At 69.6% G+C, this 20,808-nt stretch carries 18 protein-coding genes; 4 read left to right on the plus strand and 14 right to left on the minus strand.

The annotated features are described in order from the left end of the window. Positions 1 to 6: 6 nt before the first annotated feature. The 14 genes from AB6807_RS15910 to AB6807_RS15975 all read right to left on the minus strand — a co-directional run bounded on the left by AB6807_RS15910 (position 7) and on the right by AB6807_RS15975 (position 15,335). Positions 7 to 1,614, minus strand: a complete 1,608-nt coding sequence (locus AB6807_RS15910; protein WP_371085333.1) for an ABC transporter ATP-binding protein — start codon at positions 1,612 to 1,614, stop codon at positions 7 to 9. A gap of 55 nt (positions 1,615 to 1,669) precedes the next feature. After that, positions 1,670 to 2,380 (minus strand): cysteine hydrolase family protein, encoded by a 711-nt coding sequence (locus AB6807_RS15915; RefSeq protein ID WP_116911513.1) that lies wholly within the window; start codon positions 2,378 to 2,380, stop codon positions 1,670 to 1,672. A gap of 7 nt (positions 2,381 to 2,387) precedes the next feature. After that, on the minus strand, positions 2,388 to 3,380 hold the full coding sequence (locus tag AB6807_RS15920) for a formamidase (RefSeq protein WP_371085334.1): 993 nt from the start codon (positions 3,378 to 3,380) through the stop codon (positions 2,388 to 2,390). 5 nt (positions 3,381 to 3,385) lie between these two features. Further along, positions 3,386 to 4,309: an ABC transporter permease gene (locus tag AB6807_RS15925; RefSeq protein ID WP_116911515.1), complete on the minus strand. Its 924-nt coding sequence runs from the start codon at positions 4,307 to 4,309 to the stop codon at positions 3,386 to 3,388. A gap of 61 nt (positions 4,310 to 4,370) precedes the next feature. Further along, positions 4,371 to 5,471, minus strand: coding sequence for an ABC transporter permease (locus AB6807_RS15930; protein WP_371085335.1), 1,101 nt, complete (start codon positions 5,469 to 5,471; stop codon positions 4,371 to 4,373). An 18-nt stretch (positions 5,472 to 5,489) separates the two neighbouring features. Beyond that, complete coding sequence (locus AB6807_RS15935) at positions 5,490 to 6,608, minus strand: BMP family ABC transporter substrate-binding protein (RefSeq protein ID WP_371085336.1); 1,119 nt, start codon at positions 6,606 to 6,608, stop codon at positions 5,490 to 5,492. 94 nt (positions 6,609 to 6,702) lie between these two features. Then, on the minus strand, positions 6,703 to 7,086 hold the full coding sequence (hpxZ, locus tag AB6807_RS15940) for an oxalurate catabolism protein HpxZ (RefSeq protein WP_116911518.1): 384 nt from the start codon (positions 7,084 to 7,086) through the stop codon (positions 6,703 to 6,705). Then, positions 7,083 to 8,540, minus strand: coding sequence for an AtzE family amidohydrolase (locus AB6807_RS15945; protein WP_371085337.1), 1,458 nt, complete (start codon positions 8,538 to 8,540; stop codon positions 7,083 to 7,085). Before AB6807_RS15945 ends, hpxZ begins: the two co-directional genes overlap by 4 nt. Continuing rightward, positions 8,537 to 8,743 carry an AtzG-like protein gene (locus AB6807_RS15950; RefSeq protein ID WP_371085338.1) on the minus strand — a complete coding sequence of 69 codons (207 nt, stop codon included), beginning with the start codon at positions 8,741 to 8,743 and terminating at the stop codon, positions 8,537 to 8,539. The genes AB6807_RS15945 and AB6807_RS15950 overlap by 4 nt, the downstream gene beginning before the upstream one ends. A 35-nt stretch (positions 8,744 to 8,778) precedes the next feature. After that, positions 8,779 to 9,612, minus strand: a complete 834-nt coding sequence (locus AB6807_RS15955; protein WP_371085339.1) for an ABC transporter ATP-binding protein — start codon at positions 9,610 to 9,612, stop codon at positions 8,779 to 8,781. After that, a complete protein-coding gene (locus AB6807_RS15960; RefSeq protein WP_116911522.1) occupies positions 9,609 to 10,436 on the minus strand; it encodes an ABC transporter permease in 828 nt (275 codons plus the stop codon). The genes AB6807_RS15955 and AB6807_RS15960 overlap by 4 nt, the downstream gene beginning before the upstream one ends. A 5-nt stretch (positions 10,437 to 10,441) precedes the next feature. After that, a complete protein-coding gene (locus tag AB6807_RS15965; protein WP_371085340.1) occupies positions 10,442 to 11,446 on the minus strand; it encodes an ABC transporter substrate-binding protein in 1,005 nt (334 codons plus the stop codon). A 20-nt stretch (positions 11,447 to 11,466) separates the two neighbouring features. After that, positions 11,467 to 13,278 carry an allophanate hydrolase gene (gene atzF, locus AB6807_RS15970; RefSeq protein ID WP_371085341.1) on the minus strand — a complete coding sequence of 604 codons (1,812 nt, stop codon included), beginning with the start codon at positions 13,276 to 13,278 and terminating at the stop codon, positions 11,467 to 11,469. Positions 13,279 to 14,468: 1,190 nt separating this feature from the next. Next, the gene (locus tag AB6807_RS15975; RefSeq protein ID WP_371085342.1) at positions 14,469 to 15,335 is read right to left on the minus strand and encodes a M48 family metallopeptidase; all 867 of its coding nucleotides are present in this window, start codon (positions 15,333 to 15,335) and stop codon (positions 14,469 to 14,471) included. Positions 15,336 to 15,395: 60 nt separating this feature from the next. Here AB6807_RS15975 and AB6807_RS15980 point away from each other — a divergent pair, with 60 nt between their 5' ends. The 4 genes from AB6807_RS15980 (at position 15,396) to AB6807_RS15995 (ending at position 20,776) form a co-directional block, all read left to right on the plus strand. Beyond that, a complete protein-coding gene (locus tag AB6807_RS15980) occupies positions 15,396 to 16,859 on the plus strand; it encodes an MFS transporter (RefSeq protein ID WP_371085343.1) in 1,464 nt (487 codons plus the stop codon). A gap of 159 nt (positions 16,860 to 17,018) precedes the next feature. Continuing rightward, the gene (locus AB6807_RS15985; protein ID WP_207786761.1) at positions 17,019 to 18,221 is read left to right on the plus strand and encodes a beta-ketoacyl-[acyl-carrier-protein] synthase family protein; all 1,203 of its coding nucleotides are present in this window, start codon (positions 17,019 to 17,021) and stop codon (positions 18,219 to 18,221) included. A 5-nt stretch (positions 18,222 to 18,226) separates the two neighbouring features. Further along, positions 18,227 to 19,111: a beta-ketoacyl synthase chain length factor gene (locus tag AB6807_RS15990; protein WP_371085344.1), complete on the plus strand. Its 885-nt coding sequence runs from the start codon at positions 18,227 to 18,229 to the stop codon at positions 19,109 to 19,111. 3 nt (positions 19,112 to 19,114) lie between these two features. Beyond that, positions 19,115 to 20,776: an NAD(P)/FAD-dependent oxidoreductase gene (locus AB6807_RS15995; protein WP_371085345.1), complete on the plus strand. Its 1,662-nt coding sequence runs from the start codon at positions 19,115 to 19,117 to the stop codon at positions 20,774 to 20,776. Positions 20,777 to 20,808 lie beyond the last annotated feature (32 nt).

Genomic DNA, 20,808 nt, shown 5'->3' on the forward strand with positions numbered 1-20,808 from the left:
CTGGATTCACGCGGCGGCCTTCAAGGGCTCGTGATGCTCGTGGCTCTCGTGATGCCCGCCCCCCATGTGCGCGCCGATCACGTGCCGCTCGGCGCCCGCCGCGGGTGTTTCGAACACGACCTGCCCGTCGCTCATCACCACGATGCGGTCGGCCAGCTCGAGCAGTTCGTCGAGGTCTTCGCTGATCAGCAGCACCGCCCCGCCCTTCTCGCGCACCTGCACGATGCGCGAGTGGATTTCCGCCACGGCCGCAAAGTCCAGCCCGAACACCGGGTTCGCGGCAATCAGCACATTGATGTCCCCCGCCAGTTCGCGCGCCAGCACCGCGCGCTGCACGTTGCCACCCGACAGGCTGCGGATGGGCGCGCCTTCGCCCTGCGTCTTCACGCCGTACTCCGCGATCCATTCGCGCGCGCGGCTGCGCCAGTACGGAAAGCTCAGCACGCCGCCGCGCGAGAGCGGCGGCCGGTCGAAATCGCGCAGCGCCATGTTCTCCGCCACGCTCAGGTCGCCCACGCAGGCATTGCGCAGCGGCTCCTCGGGCAGGCTGCGCACCTTGAGTTCGCGGTTCTCCGCGCGGTGCGCGTTGTAGGGCTGACCCATCACCGTGACCTTGCCGGCAAGGCGCGGGCGCTGGCCGACCAGCGCCTCGACCAGTTCGCGCTGCCCGTTGCCCGACACACCCGCCACGCCGAGGATTTCCCCGGCGCGCACCGACAGGCTCAGGTCATGCAGCGCCAGCGTGCCGCGGTCGCCCTGCGCCTTCAGTCCCTCGACCTTCAGCCCGATGGGCGCACTGGCCGCCACGGGCTTGCGGGTGAACGGCGCCGACGATGCCGCCGCCTGCTCGCCGCCCATCATGGCCTGCGCCAGTTGCGCGGGGCTGGTGTCGGCCACGCGGCAGTGGTGCACCGCCTTGCCGCGCCGCAGCACCGTCACGCTGTCGGCATAGGCCATCACTTCGCGAAACTTGTGCGTGATGATGAGCACGGTGCACATGCCGCTGCGCGCGAACTCGCGCACATGGCCCAGCACCTCGTCGGCTTCCTGCGGGGTGAGCACCGAGGTCGGCTCGTCGAGGATGAGCAGGCGCGGCTTCAGGTACAGCTGCTTCAGCAGTTCCAGCTTCTGCTTCTCGCCCGCCGCCAGCTCCGACGGCCGCACATCGAGGTCGAGGCTGAACGGCGTGGTCGCGAGAAAGGCGCGCAACTCCGCGCGCTTCGTCTTCCAGTCGATCAATGCCGGTGTCTTGCCGCCGGCGAGCAGCAGGTTCTCCGCCACCGTCATGCCCGGTGCCAGCGTGAAGTGCTGGTAGACCATGCCGATGCCGAGCGCGCGCGCCACGATGGGGTTGGCAATGTCCTGCTCGCGTCCGTCGATCAGGATGCTGCCTTCTTCCGCGCGCTGAAAGCCCGCCACGCACTTGACCAGCGTGCTCTTGCCCGCCCCGTTCTCCCCCAGCAGCGCATGCACCGTGCCGGGCTCGACGCGCATGGTCACGCTGTCCATCGCGGTGAACGCGCCGAAGCGCTTGGTGAGCTTGTAGGTGTCCAGCGCGAGCGCGCCGCTTGCCGCGGGGAGGCCGCCGATGGCCCGGGGTGATGTGGCGCTCATGTCATGTGTTCCTTTGAACCGCGGATCAACGACTTCCCTGAAGGCTCGCGGCACCTCATAGCACCGCCAACAGCGCAGCAGAACCCGCATGCGCCCCGAACACGCCACCCTGCATCGTGATCATCTTCAGCGCGGCAAGATGGTTGCCGTGGTCCGTCGCGGCCGTGCAGTCCGACAACAGCAAACACTCGAAGCCTCGGTCGTTCGCGTCGCGCATCGTCGTGTGCACGCACACGTCCGTGGTGATGCCCGCGAGGATCAGGTTCTCGATGCCGCGCGTGCGAAGGATCAGTTCCAGGTCGGTGGCATAGAACGAGCCCTTGCCCGGCTTGTCGATCACCACCTCGCCCGGCCACGGCGCCAGCTCGGGAATGATGTTCCACCCCGGCTCCCCGCGCACCAGGATGCGCCCGCACGGCCCGTCGTCGCCGATGCCCACGCCGTTCGCGCCGATCTGCCGTGAACGCCAGCGCTTGTTCGCGGGCAGGTCGGCCAGGTCCGGGCGATGGCCCTCGCGCGTGTGGATGATGTGAAAGCCCAGCGGACGCAACGCCGCCAGCGTGCGCGCGATCGGCTCGATGGGCGCCTGCACCAGCGACAGGTCGTAGCCCATCACGTCCACATAGCCGCCCTTGCCGCAGAAGTCGGTCTGCATGTCGATCACGATCAGCGCCGTGTTGTCGGGCCGCAGCGCGCCGTTGTACGGCCAGGCGTAGGGCTCGGCGGCGACGTGACGCTCAGTGGTGTTTGCGACGGGTGTGGTCATTGCGCGTTCATCCCGCGTAGTTGCGTTCGGGCGGCGCGAAGCCGCAGCTGGTGCCGTCGGTCACCTTCACGTCGGCGCTCCACGGCAGCTTGTAGGTGCCGGCGGCCATGTCGTGCATGTAGGTGTAGGGGCAGTCCTGCGCACCGCCCTTCACCGCCACGTAGCCGCGGTGGTAGAGCTGGTAGATGTTGTTCTCCACGCCCCAGCCCGTGCGCGCCTCGCGCACCAGGTCGGGCCGCAGCTCGGCGGTGATGATCTCGTCGACACGCCCGCCGCCCTCGACCATCACCGTGCCGTCGAAGCTGCAGAACATGCCTTCGCCCATCGAGTCGAAGGTGCCGTCGCTGCCGCACAGGCACACGCTCGCGGTGTAGGCCAGGTTGCAGAAGGCGTTGGCCTGGTTGGTGATCTTCCAGGCGTGGCGAATGGGCGCGGTGTAGCCCGCCGTGCGCAGGATGATGTCGGCGCCCTTGTACGCGGCCTCGCGCGCCATCTCGGGGAACATGCCGTCGTGGCAGATGATGAGCGCCAGCTTGCTGCCGTTGGGGCCGTCGCACACCGGAATGCCCAGGTTGCCCGGCTCCCAGGGCTCCACCGGCACCCACGGATGCAGCTTGCGGTAGTAGAGCCTGATGTCGCCCTGGTCGTCGATGATCAACCCGCTGTTGTAGGGGTTGCCGCCGGGGTTGGCCTCCATGATCGAGAAGCAGCCCCAGATGCGGTGCTCGATGCACGCCTGCTTGAAGGCCGCCACCTCGGGGCCGTCGAGCGTGCACATGATCTCGGGGTTGGTGTCCATCGAGAGGCCGTGCAGCGCGTACTCGGGGAACACCACGAGGTCCATGTGGCCCTGGTTGCGCCGCGCCTTGCCGACCAGCTCGCACACGCGGCGCGTCTGCGCGGCCAGGTCGGCCGGCGTCTTCACGTCGGGCAGTTGCAATTGCACCAGCCCGACCACCACGCCGTGCGCCGATTTGTTGAGGCCTCCGAAACCGCTCATGTCGTTCAGCTCCTTGTCGATGAAAGTTCGCCGGGGCTGCCGACGGCCGCGCTGCCGGGCTTGCAGGTGAACACCAGGATCACCAGCGTGAGCACGTAGGGCACGGTGTTGAACAGGTGGTAGCCCCAGCCGATGCCGATGGACTGCAGCGCCGGCCCGATGGCGCCCGCGCCGCCGAACAGCAGCGCCGCGCCCACGCAGCGCAGCGGGCTCCAGCGCGCGAAGATCACCAGCGCCACGGCGATCAGGCCCTGGCCGCTGGAGATGCCCTCGTTCCAGCTGCCCGGATAGAACAGCGTGAGCGACGCACCACCCAGCCCCGCGATGAAGCCGCCCGCCGTGGTCGCCGCGATGCGCAGGCCCGACACCGAATAGCCGAGCGCGCGCGTGGCCTGCGCCGAGTCGCCCGCCATGCGCACCAGCAGGCCGGCACGCGTGCGCGCGAAGCCCCACCACAACAGCACCGCGAGCGCGACGCCGATGGGCACCAGCGCGTTGAGCTGCAGCGCCGAACGCACCACCGTGTTGTCGCTCCAGAAGCCCAGCGGAATGGCGGGGATCTGCGGTGCTTGCGGCTGGATGAGCGGCTTGCCGAGGTAGAACGCCAGCCCCGTGCCCAGCAGCATCAGCGCGATGCCGGTGGCCACGTCGTTCACCCGGTCGAGCGAACACAGCAGGCCATGCAACAGCGCGAGCAGCGAACCGGCCACCGCGCCGATCAGCACGCCCAGCCAGGCCGAATCGGTGAGGTAGGCGCCGCCGAAAGCCGCCATGGCCGACAGCACCAGCACGCCTTCGAGGCCGAGGTTGATGCGGCCCGATTTCTCGGTGAGGCATTCGCCCAGGCTCACGAAGAGAAAGGGCGCGCCCACGCGCAATGCGCCGCCGACGATGCCGGCGACCAGCGCGATCCACTGGTCGGCGGTCATTGGAATACCTCCGTGCTTCGCACTGCGGTGCGACCTTGCTTGGGGCGGCCCGGCGCGGCGGTCATACGACAGCACTCCTGTCGTAGTTCGTGTCGTAGTGGGTGTCGTAGGTCTTCGCCTCGGGCAACATCCGGTCCCCGAACTTCTTCCAGTTGACCGTGCGCAGGCCCTCGCTCGCCAGGATCAGCACGAAGGCGATGCCCTGCAGCACCAGCACCGACGCGTCGGGCAGGCCGAGCCGCCGCTGCAGCAGGCTGCCCGCTGCGCCGAAGCCGCCGAACAGGATGGCCACCGGCACGATGGCCACCGGGTTGTGCCGCGCGATGAACGACACCAGGATGCCCGCGTAGCCGTAGCCCGCGATCAGCGAGGCGTTGGCGTTGGTGTGCACCGCCGCCACCTCCACCGCGCCCGCCAGCCCCGCGCAGGCACCGCCCAGCCCGCAGGCCGACAGGATGAGCCGCGTGGCCGGCAGCCCCACCAGCTGCGCGGTGCGCGGGTTGCCGCCCACCACGCGCACCGAGAAGCCCGAGGCCGTGGCGCGCAGCCACCAGCCGAGCCCCAGGCACGCCACCACGCCGATGGCCAGGCCCCAGTGGATGTCGGAGCCGCCGATGCCGCCGATGAGCAGCCCGTCGTTCAGCGCGTAGGTCGAGGGCTTGTTCAGGCTGGCCGGGTCGCGCAGCGGCCCCTCGACCAGGTGCTTGAAGATGCCGATGGCGATGTAGGCCAGCAGCAGGCTGCTGATGGTCTCGTTGATGCCGCGAAACTGCCGCAGCCAGCCCGCGAGCACGATCCACAGCCCGCCCACCACGGCGCCCGCGATGCAGACGATGACCGTGCCAACGACGTTGCCCGGCAGCGGCACCGCATGCGCGAGCGCCGCGCACGCGAGCCCGCCGAGCACCAGCGCGCCTTCGCCGCCGATGATGATCAGCCCGGCGCGCGCGGGCAGCGCCACGCACAGCGCGGTGAGCATCAGCGGCGCAGCGCGCTGCAGCGTGTTCTGCCAGGAGAACCAGTCGCCGAACGCGCCCTTGAACAGCGTGGTCCACACCTCCACCGGGTCGACCCCGGCGAAGGCCACCACCAGGCCGAACAACAGCAGCGCCGCCGCGATGGCGAACACCGGCAGGGCGAATTCCTTGAGTGCGTGGCGCATGACGGCGTTGCGCTGGGTTCAAACAGAGCCGACGACGCCTTCGACGAGGTAGTTCATCTTTTCGAGCTCCAAATCGTTCTGCTTCAGCACCTTGCCCGCGGGCACCACCACCGCGCCCTTGTTGTCCTTGATGCCGTCCTTGAAGATGTCGAAGCTGCCCGCGATCATCCTGGCCTTGATGTCGTCGGCCTGCTTCTTCGCGGCGTCCGGCACCATGGGGCCGTAGGCCGACATCTTCACGTAGCCCTCCTTCAGGCCGCCGCGCAGGAAGTTGGGGTGCGGCTTGCCGGCCTGGGCCGCGTCGATGATGGTCTTGTAGGCCGTGAGCCAGTTCCACTCGGCCCCGGTCAGGTACGCGTTGGGCGCCAGCTTGGCCTGGCTCGCGTGGTAGCCGCAGACCATCTTGCCGCGCTTGGCCGCCGTCTCGACCACCACCTTGGGGCCGTCCACGTGCATGGTGAACACGTCGCAGCCCTGGTCGGCCAGGCTGTTGGTGGCCTCGGCCTCCTTCACGGCCATCGACCAGTCGCCGGTGAAGATCACGCTGCAGGTAATGTTCGGCTTGACCGAGCGCGCACCCAGCGTGAAGGCGTTGATGTTGCGCAGCACCTGCGGAATGGGCTTGGCCGCAACGAAGGCGATCTTGTTGCTCTTGGTCATGTGCGCGGCGATCACGCCGTTCAGGAACTGGCACTCGTCGATGTAGCCGAAGAAGCTGCCCACGTTCTTCGGGTGCTTGCCTTCGGTCCACAGGCCGCCGCAGTGCGAGAAGCGCACGTCGGGGTTCTTGGGCGCCACCGCGAGGATGTGCGGGTCGAAGTAGCCGAACGACGTGGGAAACAGCAGCTTGGCGCCGTCCTGCGAAATCATGCCGGCCATGGTCTTCTGCACGGCGGCGGTCTCGGGCACGTTCTCTTCTTCCACCACCTTGATGCCGGGCATCTTCTTCACTTCGGCGGCGGCCTGCGCGTGCGCCTGGTTGTAGCCGTAGTCGTCGCGCGCGCCGACGTAGATCACGCCCACGGTCAACGGCTTGGCCTGCGCGCCCGCGAGCGCGCTCCAGCTGCCTAGCGAGCCGGCGGCGCCCAGCGCGGCCAGGGTCTTGAGGGAATCGCGGCGATTGAATTGGCTGGTCATGACGTACTCCGTTGCTCGATACAAGTTGAAGGACTGGAAGGAAGAAAGTGGCAGAGAGGCAAAGAGGTAAAGCAGGTGCCGCGCGGCGCGTGCCTCAGCCCAGCAGGCTGACGTGCGCCGAGACCACGCGCCAGCCCTCGGGCGTGCGCATCCAGGTCTGGCTCTGGCGGCCGGTGCGCGCGGCGCCTTCGCGGCGGAACTCGCAGTTGGCGGTGGCAAAGTCGCGCCCGTAGGTGGTGACGACGGTGATGAGCAGCTCGCGCGCCAGCCCCTGCGAGGGGCGCGATGCGCGAAAGGCGCGGATCTCGTCGTAGCCGTAGAGGTTCTCGGTGGCGCCGTAGCGCAGCGTGGTCGGGCTGTTCCAGAACAGCTCGTCGAGCACCTCGACCTTGTTGTGGACCAGCGCGTCTTCGTAGCGGGCGAAGGCGGCCTGCACCTCGGCCAGCACGTCGGGCAGGTTGATGTCGGTGGCGTTCATGCGGGGGTCTTCTCCAGGGTGAGCGCGGCAACGGGCGCGTGCGCCACGCCGGCCGCTTCGAGCGCCGCGGCCACGCGCAGCACCAGGTCTTCGCGCCAGGGAGCGGCAATGACCTGCACACCGATCGGCATGCTGGCGTGCGCGCCCCACACCGGCACCGCGCACACCGGCAGGCCGATGCACGAGAAGGGCTGCGTCAGCAGGCCCATGTTCGGCCGCACCGGCAGCGTGTGGCCGTTGACCTCGAAGGTCTCGGCGCCGATGGGCGTGGCCGCGCTGGGCGTGGCCGGCGCCAGCAGGATGTCGCAGCGGCCGAACAGGCGCGCCACCGCTTCGGCGTACACCCGGCGCACGCGCTGCGCGCGCGACACCCAGGCCGCGGGCAGCAGCGCGCCGGCCAGGAAGCGGTCGCGCGACAGCGGCTCGAAGTCGTGCGCGCGGCGGCGCAGGTCGTCCAGGTGCAGCGCGGCGCCTTCGGCGTTGGTGATGAGGAAGGCCGCGGCGCGCCCGGCCTCCACCAGCGGCAGCTCGACGCTGGCCTGGGCCACGCCCGCGCCCAGTGCGTCGACCACCAGCTCCACCGCAGCCAGCGCCTCGGCGCTCGCACGCTCATGAAAATAGCCGCCCAGCACGCCGATGCGCAGCCCGCGCGTGCCGTGCGCCAGCACCGGCGACACCGGCTCGGCCGCACGCTGCGCGCAGCCGGGGTCGTGCGGGTAGGCGGTGTCTTCGGGCCCCTGCATCGCGTCGTACACCAGCGCCAGGTCGCGGGTCGAGCGGGCGAAGGGGCCGAGGTGGTCCAGGCTCGACACGAACGGGAAGCTGCCCGTGCGCGGCAGCCGCCCGAAGGTGGGCTTCAGCCCGAACACGCCGCACAGCGAGGCCGGCACGCGGATGGAGCCGTTGGTGTCCGAGCCCAGCGTGAGCGGCACCTGCCCCGCGGCCACCGCCGCGCCCGAGCCGCCCGACGAGCCGCCCGCGATGCGCGTGAGGTCGTGCGGGTTGCGCGTGGGGCCTTCGTGGCTGTTCTCGGTGGTGAAGCCGTAGGCGTACTCGTCCATGTTCAGCGCGCCCACCAGCACGGCGCCGGCGCGCTCCAGCCGGCGCACCAAGGCGGCGTCGGCGCGCGCGGGCGCCGTCTGGCGCTCGATCTTCGAGCCCGCGAGCGTGGGCAGGCCGGCAATGTCGAACAGGTTCTTCACCGCGAAGGGCACGCCCAGCAGCGGCAGTTCCCGCGTGCGCGCGCCCTGCGCCGAAGCGAGCGAGGCATCGACCTGCGCCGCGCGGCGCAGCGCGCGCTCGGCCAGCACCGAAGTGAAGGCGTTGACCCGGCCGTCGGTGGCGTCCACGCGGTCGAGGCTGGCCTGCACCAGCGCGGTGGCGCTGGCGGCGCCGGTGCGCACCGACTCGGCCATGGCGGTGGCATCGCGCGCCAGCAGCTCCGCGGCGCTCATGCCTCTTTCTCCTGCGGCGCGACCGGCGAGAAATGCACCGCCGGTTCGACCGACATGGCCAGCGGCACCGACTCGACCACCGCGGCGAAGTCGGCCGCGAGCGCGAAGTAGCGCAGCACGCCGGGGCGGTGCGCGGGCGAGAGGGGCAGCGCGAGCGCCGCGGCGGCGGCGTCGACGTAGCTTTCGATCTGCGTGGGTGTCATGGAGCGGCTCCTTCTTTCGACCTGCTGTCGATGCCCTATCGACGGACTTCGCGCTGGAAGATGTCGAGGCTGAGCTTCTTCATGGCCACGAAGCTCTCGGTGCTCAGCGTTTCCACGGTGCGCGGGCGGGCATCGGCATAACGCAAGATCTCGGCCACCCTGGTGGGCCGCTTGGTCAGCAGCAGCACCTCGTCGGCCAGGTACACCGCCTCTTCGAGGTCGTGCGACACCAGCAGCATGGTGGTGCCGGTCTGCATGAACACCTCCTGCAGCTTCTCGCGGATGAACAGCGTCATCTCGAAGTCCAGCGCGGAGAAGGGCTCGTCGAGAAACAGCACCTCGGGGTTGGGCGCCAGCGCGCGCATGATCGACGCGGTTTGCTGCTGGCCGCCGGAGAGCTCGTACGGAAAGCGCTTCAGGTCGAACTTGACGTCGAAGGACGCCACCAGCTCCTGCATGCGCCGGTCGACCTCGGCCTTGCTGCGGCCTTCGAGCTTCAGCGGGTAGGCGATGTTGTCGATGGTGCGCATCCACGGGAACATCGCCTCGCGGTAGTTCTGGAACACGTAGCCGATCTTGGTGTCCTTGCGCTGCTTGCCGTCGAACAGGATCTCGCCCGCGTCGATGGGAACGAGCCCCGCGATCATGTTGATGAGCGTGGACTTGCCGCAGCCGTTGGGCCCGAACACCGAGACGATGGCCTGCTTGGGAATGTCGAGGTCGAAGTTCTCGTACAGCGGCCAGCCCGCGAAGTACTTGGTGAGCCCGCGGATGGTGATGTGCGTGCCGGCCGGGCCGGGCCTGAACACGGGCTTGGGAACGTCGGCGTACACCGGGCCGTTCAACACGATGTCGGGTGTCACTTTCATCTTCCGCTCCAGTGCACGATGCGGCGCTCGGCGATGAGAAAGAGGATGTTCAGTGCGTAGCCCAGCGCACCCGCCGCGAGGATGGCCGCGTACATGCTCTTCACGTTGAGCACCTGCTGCGCATCGATGATGCGGTGGCCCAGGCCGGTGTCGGAGCCGATGAACATCTCGGCCACGATGACGATCACCAGCGCCATCGACACCGCCGAGCGCAGGCCCACGAAGCTGGGCTGCAGGCTCTCCCATATGAGCACGTCCTTGAAGACCTGCCAGCGCGAGGCGCCCATGACGCGCGCGGCCATCACGCGTTGCTTGCGCGCGTTCATCACGCCGTAGGCGCTGTTGAACACCACGATGAGCAGCGCGCCGAAGGCCGCGATGGCCACCTTGTTGACGTCGCTCACGCCGAAGATCAGCAAGAACAGCGGAATGAGCGCGGACGACGGCGTGGAGCGAAAGAAGTCGATGAGGAACTCCACGCTGCGGTAGGCGCGCTCGTTGCTGCCGAGCAGCACGCCCAGCGGCACGCCGACCACCGCCGCGATGAGAAAGGCCTGCAGCGTGCGCCACACGGTCATGACGAAGTCGGTGAGCAGCGGCCCGCCCGCCAGCCCCGTGAGGAGCGCGGCGATGGTGTCGGCCGGCGTGGGCAGCAGGATGGGCTTGATGAAGCCCAGGCGCACCACCAGGTCCCACGCGATGAACAGCACCACGGGGCCGATGAAGGGCAGCAGGCGGTCGCGCAGCGGCGGCTTGGGTGCGGCGGCGGCTGCACCGGCCGGTGGGGTCCACGGCGCGGCCGTGGTCGTGCTTGCGTCGGCCATGGTCTTCAGGCCTTGTAGAGCAGGCCGTCCACCGGCACCTTCTTCTCGAAGATGCCTTTCTCGGTGAACAGGTCGTAGAACTTCTGGAAGTACGCGACGTCGCTCGGCTTGAACTCGTTGTAGAGCATGTACGACGCCAGCGGCACCTCGGCCGTGAGCTTGCCTTCGATGGCGGTGTAGCCCTTCATGAACTGGCGCGCCTCGTCGGGCTGGTTGCGCACCAGCGCCACGCCGCGCGCGTAGGCGGCGATGTACTTCGTGGCGACCTCGGGGTTCTTCTTGATGAACTCGCTCGTGAGGCTGGCCGCGCCGCCGTGCCACGGCGCCATCGGGTCGCCCAGGATGTACCTGGCGACCACGCCCGCCTCGATGACGCGAGTGGTGCCGTTCATGCGGCCCACCGTGCCGGTGGGCTCCAGCGTGTAGCAGGCGTCGACCTGCCCCGCCACCAGCGCGGCCACGTGCTGGCCGATGGGCAGCTCGCTGACGGTCGCGCCCTTGGCGCCGGCGCGCTCCAGCATGGTCTTGCACAGCGTGACGTTCTGGATGCCCGGGCCCGAGGCCACCTTCTTGCCGGCCAGCTCGGCCATGGTCTTGAGGGGGCTGTCCTTGGCGACGATGAACTCGTCGAGCACGTACTTGGCGTTGCTCGGGTTGGTGCAGAAGATCTTGAAGAGCCCGGGCTGCGCGATCTCGCCGATGGCGAGGTTGGCCGAGCCGGTGCCGTTGGCGCTGCCGTCGCAACGGCCCGCGAGCATGCCTTCCATCACCTGCTGGGCGCCGGCGAATTTCAGCGGCTCGACGTCGAGGCCGGCTTCCTTGAAGTAGCCCTTGTCCACGGCCGCGAAGAACGGCAGGCCCGCGGCCACGGGCCAGAAGCCGATGCGCAGCCTGGGCGTGCCCTGCGCGCGCACGATGGCCGGCGCGGCCAGCACGGCCAGGCCCGCGGCGCCGGCCTGCAGCAGCTGGCGTCGGTGGCGCGATGCGGTGGGTGGGTTCGGGTTGCTCATCGGGGACTCCTGGATGAAAGTCAAAGTGAAGAAGATGAAGAGGGCGAAGAAGGCGAAGGCGATGAAGAAGACGGGGTGCGGCTCGCGACGTAGGCACGCCAGCCGCCGTGCGACGTCACGTCCTGCGCGCCGGCCAGCGCGTGGCCTTCGCAGATGAAGCCCTTCACCCACGTGCCGTCGGCCAGCTCGACGCTGCCCAGGCCCAGGGGCGGCGGGATCAGCGCGAGAAAGCTGCCGACCTGCGCCAGGGGCACGGCCCAGACCTCGAGCGCGATGGCGGCGCCGGCTTTTCCGTCGCCCTCGCCCGCCCCCTCCGCCACGCGCTGCAGGCCGGGCTTGGGCGGCACGGTGCCGGGCAGCGCGTGCAGGCGGTAGGCGGGCGACGTGGTGGTGGCGCGCAGCAGCGTGGCGCCGCGCTCGGTGAGCTGGCCGTTCAGCGGCATGCCCGACAGGTGGGCGCCGACCACGGCGATGGGCAGCATGTCGGCCCCCGCGGCGGCGAGCCCCGCAATGGCCCGCGGCGCGGGCAGTGGCGTGCCCATGGCGCCCTGCGTGAGCCCGGTGGCGTGATGAAAGCGCTGGCCCAGGTCGGCCAGGGCCAGGTCGCTGCCGCGGGGCCCGATCAGCGTGATGCCGAACGGCAGGCCGTCCGCACGCAGGCTGCTGGGCACCGACAGCGCGGCGTAGTCGAGCAGGTTGACGAAGTTGGTGTACGCGCCCAGGTTGCGGTTGAGCGCCACCGGGTCGGCGCGCATCTGCTCGCGCGTGTAGTGCGTGGGCGCGGTGGGCACCACCAGCACGTCGATGCCGCGCCACATGGGCTCGACCTTCTGCGCGATGGCGCGCAGTTGCGTCTGCGCGTCGAACACGTCGGCGGCGCTGTAGCCGCGGCCCTGGGCGAGGATGCCGCGCACGGGCTCGATCACCTCGTCGGCGTGCGCGTCGAAAAACGTGCGCACCGCCGCGTAGCGCTCGGCGACCAGCGCGCTTTCGTACAGCAGCGCGGCGGCCTCGGCGAGCGGCGCGTATGAGATGGTGACGGGGGAGCCGCCCATGGCCAGCAGCCGCGCGGTGGCGTCGTTGAAGGCCTGCTCGGCGGCGGTGTCGCCGAAGAAGCTGAGCGTGTCGGGCACGCCGAAGTTGAAGTGCGCGGGCAGCGGCTGGCGGCGCAGGGCGGGCCCGCACGAGGAGTCACGCGAGAGGTCACGCGAGAAGTCACGTGAGTAGGGATCGCGCGCGTCGGGGCCGGCGGCGGCCAGCAGCACGTCGACGGCGGTGGCGACGGTGGTGGCGAAGATGGAGACGCAGTCCGCGCTCTGCGCCGCGGGCACCACGCCGAAGGCGCTGAGCAGCCCGCGCGAGGGCTTCAGCCCGACGATGTTGTTGAGCCCGGCGGGCACGCGGCCCGAGCCGGCGGTGTCGGTGCCGAGGGCGAAGTCGACCTCGCCGGCGGCCACCAGGTAGGCCGAGCCGGAGCTTGAGCCGCCCGAGACGTAGCGCGCGTCGAAGGCGTTGGGCACTTCGCCGTAGGGCGAGCGCGTGCCGTTCAGGCCGCAGGCGAACTGGTCGAGGTTGGTCTTGCCCGCCAGCGATGCACCGGCTTCGAGCAGGCGCTGCACCACGGCCGCGTGGGCTGCCGGGTGGCGCTCGAAGGCCGGGCAAGCGGCAGAGGTGGGCACGCCGGCCACGTCGATGTTGTCCTTGACCGCGAAACGCAGGCCGGCGAGCGGCAGGGCGAAGGCGAGGCTGTCGCTGGCCCGGGCGTGCACGACGGGGGATGCGAATTTCGCGATCCAGGCGGCGGCGGGCGATCCGTTTTCTTCATGCACCATCGTTAGGCATCCAAACATGTGTACAAGTTGAGATGCAAGCGGCGTGCCAGCGGGAAGACGGTTGAGACTGGGGATTGGGGTGGGGGATTTGCCCCTTCCCCTTCCGGGGGAAGGCTGGGATGGGGGCGGCTGCGGGCGATGAAGCGCGGCCGTTATTTATCTATATGAGCGCCGCCGCCCTCACCCCCGCCCTCTCCCCAAGGGGAGAGGGAGCAAAACCGTATGCGCTCATCAGCATGCAGCGCGGCAGGACTTGGGATTTACTCCCTCTCCCCTCGGGGAGAGGGTTGGGGTGAGGGCAGGCCTCCGATCAGACGCCGCGCTTATTCGAAGGCCGTCGAGCCCCCACCCCTGCCCTCCCCCAAAGGGGGAGGGAGAAAGACGGACTGCGCGGGATTCGGTTTTGCTCCTTCCCCTTCCGGGGGAAGGCTGGGATGGGGGCAGGCTGCGGTCGATGAAGCGTGGCTTTTGTATGAAGGCCGCCACCCTCACCCCCGCCCTCTCCACAAGGGGAGAGGGAGCAAAACCGCACGCGCTCATCAGCATGCATCGCGGCAAGACTTGGGATTTACTCCCTCTCCCCTCGGGGAGAGGGTTGGGGTGAGGGCAGGCCTTCGATCAGGCGTCGCGCTTATTCAAAGGCCGTCGAGCCCCCACCCCTGCCCTCCCCCAGAGGGGGAGGGAGAAAGACAGAAAGCCAGACTGCGCGGGATTCGGTTTTGCTCCTTCCCCCTCTGGGGGAAGGCTGGGATGGGGGCAGGCTGCGGTCGATAAAGCGCGGCTCTTATATGAGCGCCGCCACCCTCACCCCCCGCCCTCTCCCCAAGGGGAGAGGGAGTAAGACCGCACGCGCTCATCAGCATGCATCGCGGCAGGACTTGGGACTTACTCCCTCTCCCCTCGGGGAGAGGGTTGGGGTGAGGGCAGGCCTTCGGTCAGGCGCCGCGCTTGTTCAAAGGCCGTCGAGCCCCCACCCCTGCCCTCCCCCAGAGGGGGAGGGAGAAAGACAGAACGCCAGACTGCGCGGAATTTGGTTTTGCTCCTTCCCCCTCTGGGGGAAGGCTGGGATGGGGGCAGGCTGCGGTCGATGAAGCGCGGCTCTTATATGAGCGCCGCCACCCTCACCCCCGCCCTCTCCCCAAGGGGAGAGGGAGCAAGACCCGAGACTCCCCGAAGAAGCGCCAAACCGCTCAGCTCTTCTTCGCATCCCTGTAAAGCCTCTCCACCTTCGGCAGGTTCGCCTCCAGCTTCTCGATCCGGTCCGGCCCCGTCGGGTGCGTCGAGAGAAAGTTCAGCCCGCCCTGGTTCTTCGACGCCGCGGCCATCTTCTTCCACAGCGACACCGAAGCCTTCGGGTCGTAGCCCGCCCGCGCCGCGAGCTCCAGCCCCACCAGGTCGGCCTCGGTCTCGTCGCTGCGGCTGAACTTGAGCGTGATCAGCTGCGTGCCCGCGCGCGCCGCCATGTCGCCCACCTGCCCCAGGCCGAGCAGCTGCGCACCGATGGAGAGCGCCGCGCCGGTGCCCGCGCTCTTGGCCATGCGGGCGCGGGCGTGTTCGCGCAGCGCGTGGGCCATTTCGTGGCCCATCACCATCGCGACCTCGTCGTCGCTCAGCTTCAGCTGCTCGAGGATGCCGGTGAAGAAGGCGATCTTGCCGCCCGGCATGCAGAAGGCGTTGATCTGCTTGCTGCCGATCAGGTTGACCTCCCACTTCCAGTCGCGCGCCCGCGAGTTCCAGGGCGTGGCGAACGGAATGAGCCGCCCGGCGATGGCGCGCAGGCGCTGCAGCTGCGGGTTGTTCTCGCCCGCCAGCGCGCCCTTGGCCCGCGCCTGCTCCAGCAACTGGCCGTAGTGCTGCACGCCGGCCGCCTCGATCTTGTCGGCGGGCACCAGGTTGCGCGCCACCGAGGCATTGCCGACGTTGACCTGCGCCAGCGCCGGGCCCGCCAGCGCCGCGCCCGCGGCCGCCAGCAGGAAGGCCCGCCGGGGGTTCCAGGGCGAGGCCGCAGAGAGCCGGGTGGCGGAGGCAAATTCAGGGCGGTCGCATCGTAGGCACATAGGGGCCGGATCATAGGAACAAATGAAGACAAAAGCGCCCGGTGATGACCCCGGGCACTCATGGACAATCCGGGGCTCATGTCCGCCACGCCCGCAGAAACCCCCACGCCCCCTCCAACGCCATCCCAGCCCTCCCCGCCCTGGCGCGACGCGCTGAAGGTCTACCTGGAACCCGCCACGCTGCGCATGCTGGCGCTGGGCTTCTCCGCCGGGCTGCCGCTGCTGCTGGTGCTGGGCACGCTGAGCTTTCGCCTGCGCGAGGCCGGCATCGACCGGGCCACCATCGGCTACCTGAGCTGGGTCGGGCTGGCCTACGGCTTCAAGTGGGTCTGGGCGCCGCTGGTCGACCGCCTGCCGCTGCCACCGCTGACCACGCTGCTGGGGCGCCGGCGCGGCTGGCTGCTGCTGGCGCAGGGCATGGTGATCGCGGGGCTGGTCGGCATGGCCATGAACGACCCGCGCCTGGGGCTCACGCCGCTGATCTGGTGCGCGCTGCTGGTGGCCTTCGGCTCGGCCACGCAGGACATCGCGCTGGACGCCTTTCGCATCGAATCGGCCGAAACGCGCAAGCAGGCCGCGCTCGCCGCCGCGTACCAGACGGGCTACCGGCTCGCCATGATCTGGGCCGGCGCGGGGGTGCTGTGGGTCGCGGCCTGGGCCGAGGTGGCGCCTGCCGCCGCCTCCGCCGCAGTCACCGGCGCGGCCGCCTACCAGAACGGCGCCTGGAAGACGGCCTACCTGGTGATGGCGGCGTCCATGGCGGTCGGCGTGCTCACCGTGCTGCTGTCGCCCGAACCCGTGCGGCGCGTGCTGCCGCAGGCGAAGAACGCGGCCGAATGGCTGCAAGGCGCGCTCATCGAACCCTTTGCCGACTTCATCCGCCGCTACAAGTGGCAGGCGGTGCTGATTCTTTCGCTGATTGCCATCTACCGCATCAGCGACGTGGTGATGGGCATCATGGCCAACCCCTTCTACGTGGACATGGGCTTCACCAAGGACGAAGTGGCCACGGTCAGCAAGATCTACGGCGTGGTCATGACGCTGGCGGGCGCCTTCGTGGGCGGCGTGCTGTCGATGCGCCTGGGCGTGATGCGCGTGCTGATGCTGGGCGCGGTGCTGAGCGCGGCCAGCAACCTGCTGTTCGCCTGGCTGGCCTCGCGCGGGCACGACCTGACGGCGCTCATCGCCGTGGTCTCGGCCGACAACCTGGCCGGCGGCATCGCCTCGGCCGCCTTCATCGCCTACCTGTCGAGCCTGACGAACATCAGCTACTCGGCCACGCAGTACGCGCTGTTCAGCTCGCTGATGCTGCTGCTGCCGAAGTTCATCGCCGGCTACTCGGGCGTGTTCGTCGATGCCTACGGCTACAGCACCTTCTTCACGGCCACGGCGCTGCTGGGCGTGCCGGTGCTGGTGCTGGTGGCGCTGGCGTCGCGGCTCACGACCACGGCACGCCCGCAGAGTGCCCATAGCCCGGCAGGCGCACCCGCCGGACAGACGGCAGACAGCGCGGAGCGCGCCTGAAGCCCGCGGCGGCCTGAAGACGCCGCGCCTTATAGGACACGACCGACGCGGCGCGGCGCCCGCAACTGGTACGCTGTTTCGCGTATACATTCAGTTTTGCTGCTTTTTGTTTCTTTTCTCGCGCCATTCCGTCGCCAGCAAACTCACCCAAAAAAGACCGTGCCGCCTCGAATCTCCCCCCTCCAAATCACCGCCTTCACGGCGACGTCGGCCGTCGGTGTCGGCAAGGAAGCGCTGGCCGACGCGCTCGCGCAGTCGCGCAGCGGCCTGCGTGCCAACGACTTCGGCGACGCGCCGCTGCCGACCTGGATCGGCCGCGTCGACGGCGTCGAAGACGTGCGGCTGCCCGAGGCGCTCGCGCGCTGGGACTGCCGCAACAACCGGCTGGCCTACATGGGCCTGCAGGCCGACGGCTTCATCGAGGCGGTGGCCGCAGCGCGCGAGAAGTACGGCGCCTCGCGCATCGCGCTCATCCTGGGCACCTCGACCGCCAGCATCGGCGAGACCGAGCTGGCCTACACGCAGCTCGACGCCGAAGGCAACTTCCCGCTCGACCAGCGCCGCGCCGCGGTGCACACGCCGCATTCGCTGGCCATGTTCACGCAGGAGCTGCTGGGCATCAGCGGGCCGAGCGAAACCATCTCTACCGCCTGCTCGTCCAGCGCCAAGGTGTTCGCCTCGGCCGAGCGGCTGATTCGCCTGGGCCTGGCCGACGCGGCCGTGGTCGGCGGGGCCGACACGCTGTGCGGCAGCGTGCTGTTCGGCTTCAACTCGCTCGAACTGGTGTCGACCGAGCCCTGCCGCCCCTTCGACGCCAACCGCAACGGCATCAGCCTGGGCGAGGCGGCGGGCTTCGCGCTGGTCGAGCGCGTGCAGGCGGGCGCCGACGCCTCGCCGCTGCGGCTGCTGGGCTACGGCGAAGCCAGCGACGCGCACCACATGTCCACGCCCCACCCCGAGGGCCTGGGCGCCGAGCGCGCGCTCGACGAGGCACTGGCGCGCGCCGGCCTCGCGCCAGAGGCCATCGACTACATCAACATGCACGGCACCTCGAGCCAGAAGAACGACGAGGTCGAGGGCGCGCTGGTGGCGCGCCGCTTTCCCGCGCGCACGCACGCCAGCTCGACCAAGGGCTTCATGGGCCACACGCTGGGCGCCGCGGGCATCGTCGAGGCGGTCATCAGCCTGCTGGCCATCGAGCGCGGCCTGATGCCGGGCACGGTCAACACCCGCACGCTGGACGAAGGCTTCGGCCCGCAGATCAAGCTCGCGCCGGTGCACGCCGACGTGCGCTATGCGCTGTCCAACTCCTTCGGCTTCGGCGGCAACAACTGCTCGCTCGTGTTCGGCAAGGCAGCATGAGCGACATGAACCAAGCTTCCACCCACGCCACCGTGCCCCCGACGCTGTACATCGAAGGCCCGGCCTTCTGGACCCCCACGCTGCCGGGCTGGGAGGCCGCGCGCGCCGCCTTCCGCGGCGAAGGCACGTTGAGCGATCCGCCCGCCAAGCGCCCCGCGCCGCAGGTGCTCGCCCCGGCCGAGCGCCGCCGCGCGCCCGACACCGTGGCGCTGGCGCTCGAAGTGGCCGCCGCCGCCATGGCCGCCTCGGGCCGCAACGCGGCCGACGTGCCCTGCGTGTTCACCTCGGCGCACGGCGACCTGTCGATCAACGACTACATGTGCGGCACGCTCGCGACCGACCCCAAGGTGCTGTCGCCCACCAAGTTCCACAACTCGGTGCACAACGCGGCCGTGGGCTACTGGACCATCGGCACGGGCTGCATGGCCGCCAGCAACGCCATCTCGGCCTACGAACACAGCTTTGCCGCCGGCCTGCTCGAAGCGGCCGTGCAGTGCGCGGCCGACCAGGAAGCGGTGCTGCTGGTGGGCTACGACACGCCCACGGTCGGCGCGCTCACGTCCGTCACCGACAGCCGCGGCCTGCTCGCGGTGGCGCTGGTGCTGGCGCCCGCGCCCACCGAGCGCACCGTGGCGGCGCTGCAGTGGTCGCTGGCCAGCGGCGCGCAAGCAGCCACCGCCCCCACGCCGCCCCGCTCGGAGGCCGCCAGGTCGCTGGCCGGCATCAACCCGATGGCCGACGCGCTGGGGCTCTACGAGTCGCTGGCGCACCTCGACGCGGGTGACGCCGGCGAGGCGCACGGGAGCGTCGAGCTGCCGCTGTCGCCCACGCTGTCCCTTCGACTGCAGATCCAACCCATTCAACCCATCCAACCGACTTCCAGGAGCTGACCCATGAACGACACTGCGCTTGACTCCTTCGACGCAGTGATCATGGGCGGCGGGCTGGCCGGCCTCACGCTGGCGCTGCAGCTGCGCCAGCGCTTCGGCGACCTGCGCGTACTGGTGCTGGAGCGCCGCGCGCACCCGGTGCCGCACGCGGCGCACAAGGTGGGCGAGTCGTCGGTGGAAATCGGCGCGCACTACTTCGACACCGTGCTGGGCCTGAAGGCCCACATGGACGAGAAGCAGCTGCGCAAGTTCGGCTTTCGCTTCTTCTTCAGCGAAGGCCGCAGCGACGTCGAGAACGTCACCGAAATCGGCGCGAGCCGCTACCTGTCGGTGCCCAGCTACCAGATCGACCGCGGCATCTTCGAGAACTTCCTGGCCGAAGAGGCCACGCGCCAGGGCGTGCGCTTCATCGACAGCGCGCTGGTGCGCCGCATCGACCTGAGCGAGAACACCGAAGGCGGCGCCACGCCGCACCACATCGAGTGGACGCGCGGCGACCAGACCCACCGCACCCAGGCGCGCTGGCTCATCGACGCCTGCGGGCGCGCCGGCATGCTCAAGCGCAAGCTGGGCCTGGCCGAGCCGAACGCGCACGACGTGAACGCGGTGTGGTTCCGCATTGGCGAGCGCATCGCCATCGACGACTGGAGCGACAGCACCGAGTGGCGCGAGCGCTGCAACCCGCAGGCGCGCTGGCTGTCGACCAACCACCTGGTGGGCGCGGGCTACTGGGCGTGGCTGATTCCGCTGGCCTCGGGCTCGCATTCGGTGGGCATCGTGGCCGACCCGAAGCTGCATCCGCTGGACACCATCGACACCTTCGACAAGGCCATGGCGTGGTTCGCCACCTACCAGCCGCGCCTGTACGAGGCGCTGGACGGCAAGCGCCACCTGCTGCAGGACTTCGCGTTCCTCAAGCACTTCTCGCACGGCTGCAAGCAGGTGTTCTCGGGGCGCCAGCGCTGGGCCATGACGGGCGAGGCGGGGCTGTTCCTCGACCCCTTCTATTCGCCGGGCAGCGACTTCATCGCCATCGGCAACACCTACATCACCGACCTGATCGCGCAGGACCGCGCGGGCCGCCCGATCGACTCGCGCGCGCAGCTGTACGACCAGCTCTACCACTCGTTCTACGAAAGCACGCTGGCCCTCTACCAGGACCAGTACCCGCTCTTCGGCGACCCCGAGGTGCTGCCGGTGAAGGTGATCTGGGACTACGCCTACTACTGGGGCGTGCTGTCGCAGATCTTCTTCCAGCAGCGCCTGACCGACCTGCACGCGCTGGGCGGCCTGAAGGGCGAGCTGCAGCACTGCCAGCGGCTGAACCTCGCGGTGCAGACGCTGCTGCGCAACTGGTCGGCCGCCAGCGCGCGCGCCAACCCGGCGGTGATGCTCGACCAGGCCGCGATGCCGTGGTTTGCCGAGCTCAACCGCAGCCTGAAGGACACGCTGGACGACGCCGCGTTTCGCGCGCGCATCCGCGCCTCGACCGTGCAGCTGCGGCAGCTGGCCGGCGAAATACTCGAGCGCGCGCGGTTGGCGGATGCCGACGTGGACGCCACGCAACTGAGCGCATTGCTCGCGGAAAATCTCGACCTCCCCCCGGCGGCCGTTGGACAGGGCGCTATGCTTTTCGCAGCAGCTCCGGTTGACACGGCCCCCTGAGGTTTACCCAACTTTACGGAGCGTTCAAGCCT

Origin of the sequence: Variovorax sp. RCC_210 (genome assembly GCF_041355175.1) — a bacterium.
In the GTDB taxonomy this organism is placed as follows: Bacteria; Pseudomonadota; Gammaproteobacteria; order Burkholderiales; family Burkholderiaceae_C; genus Variovorax.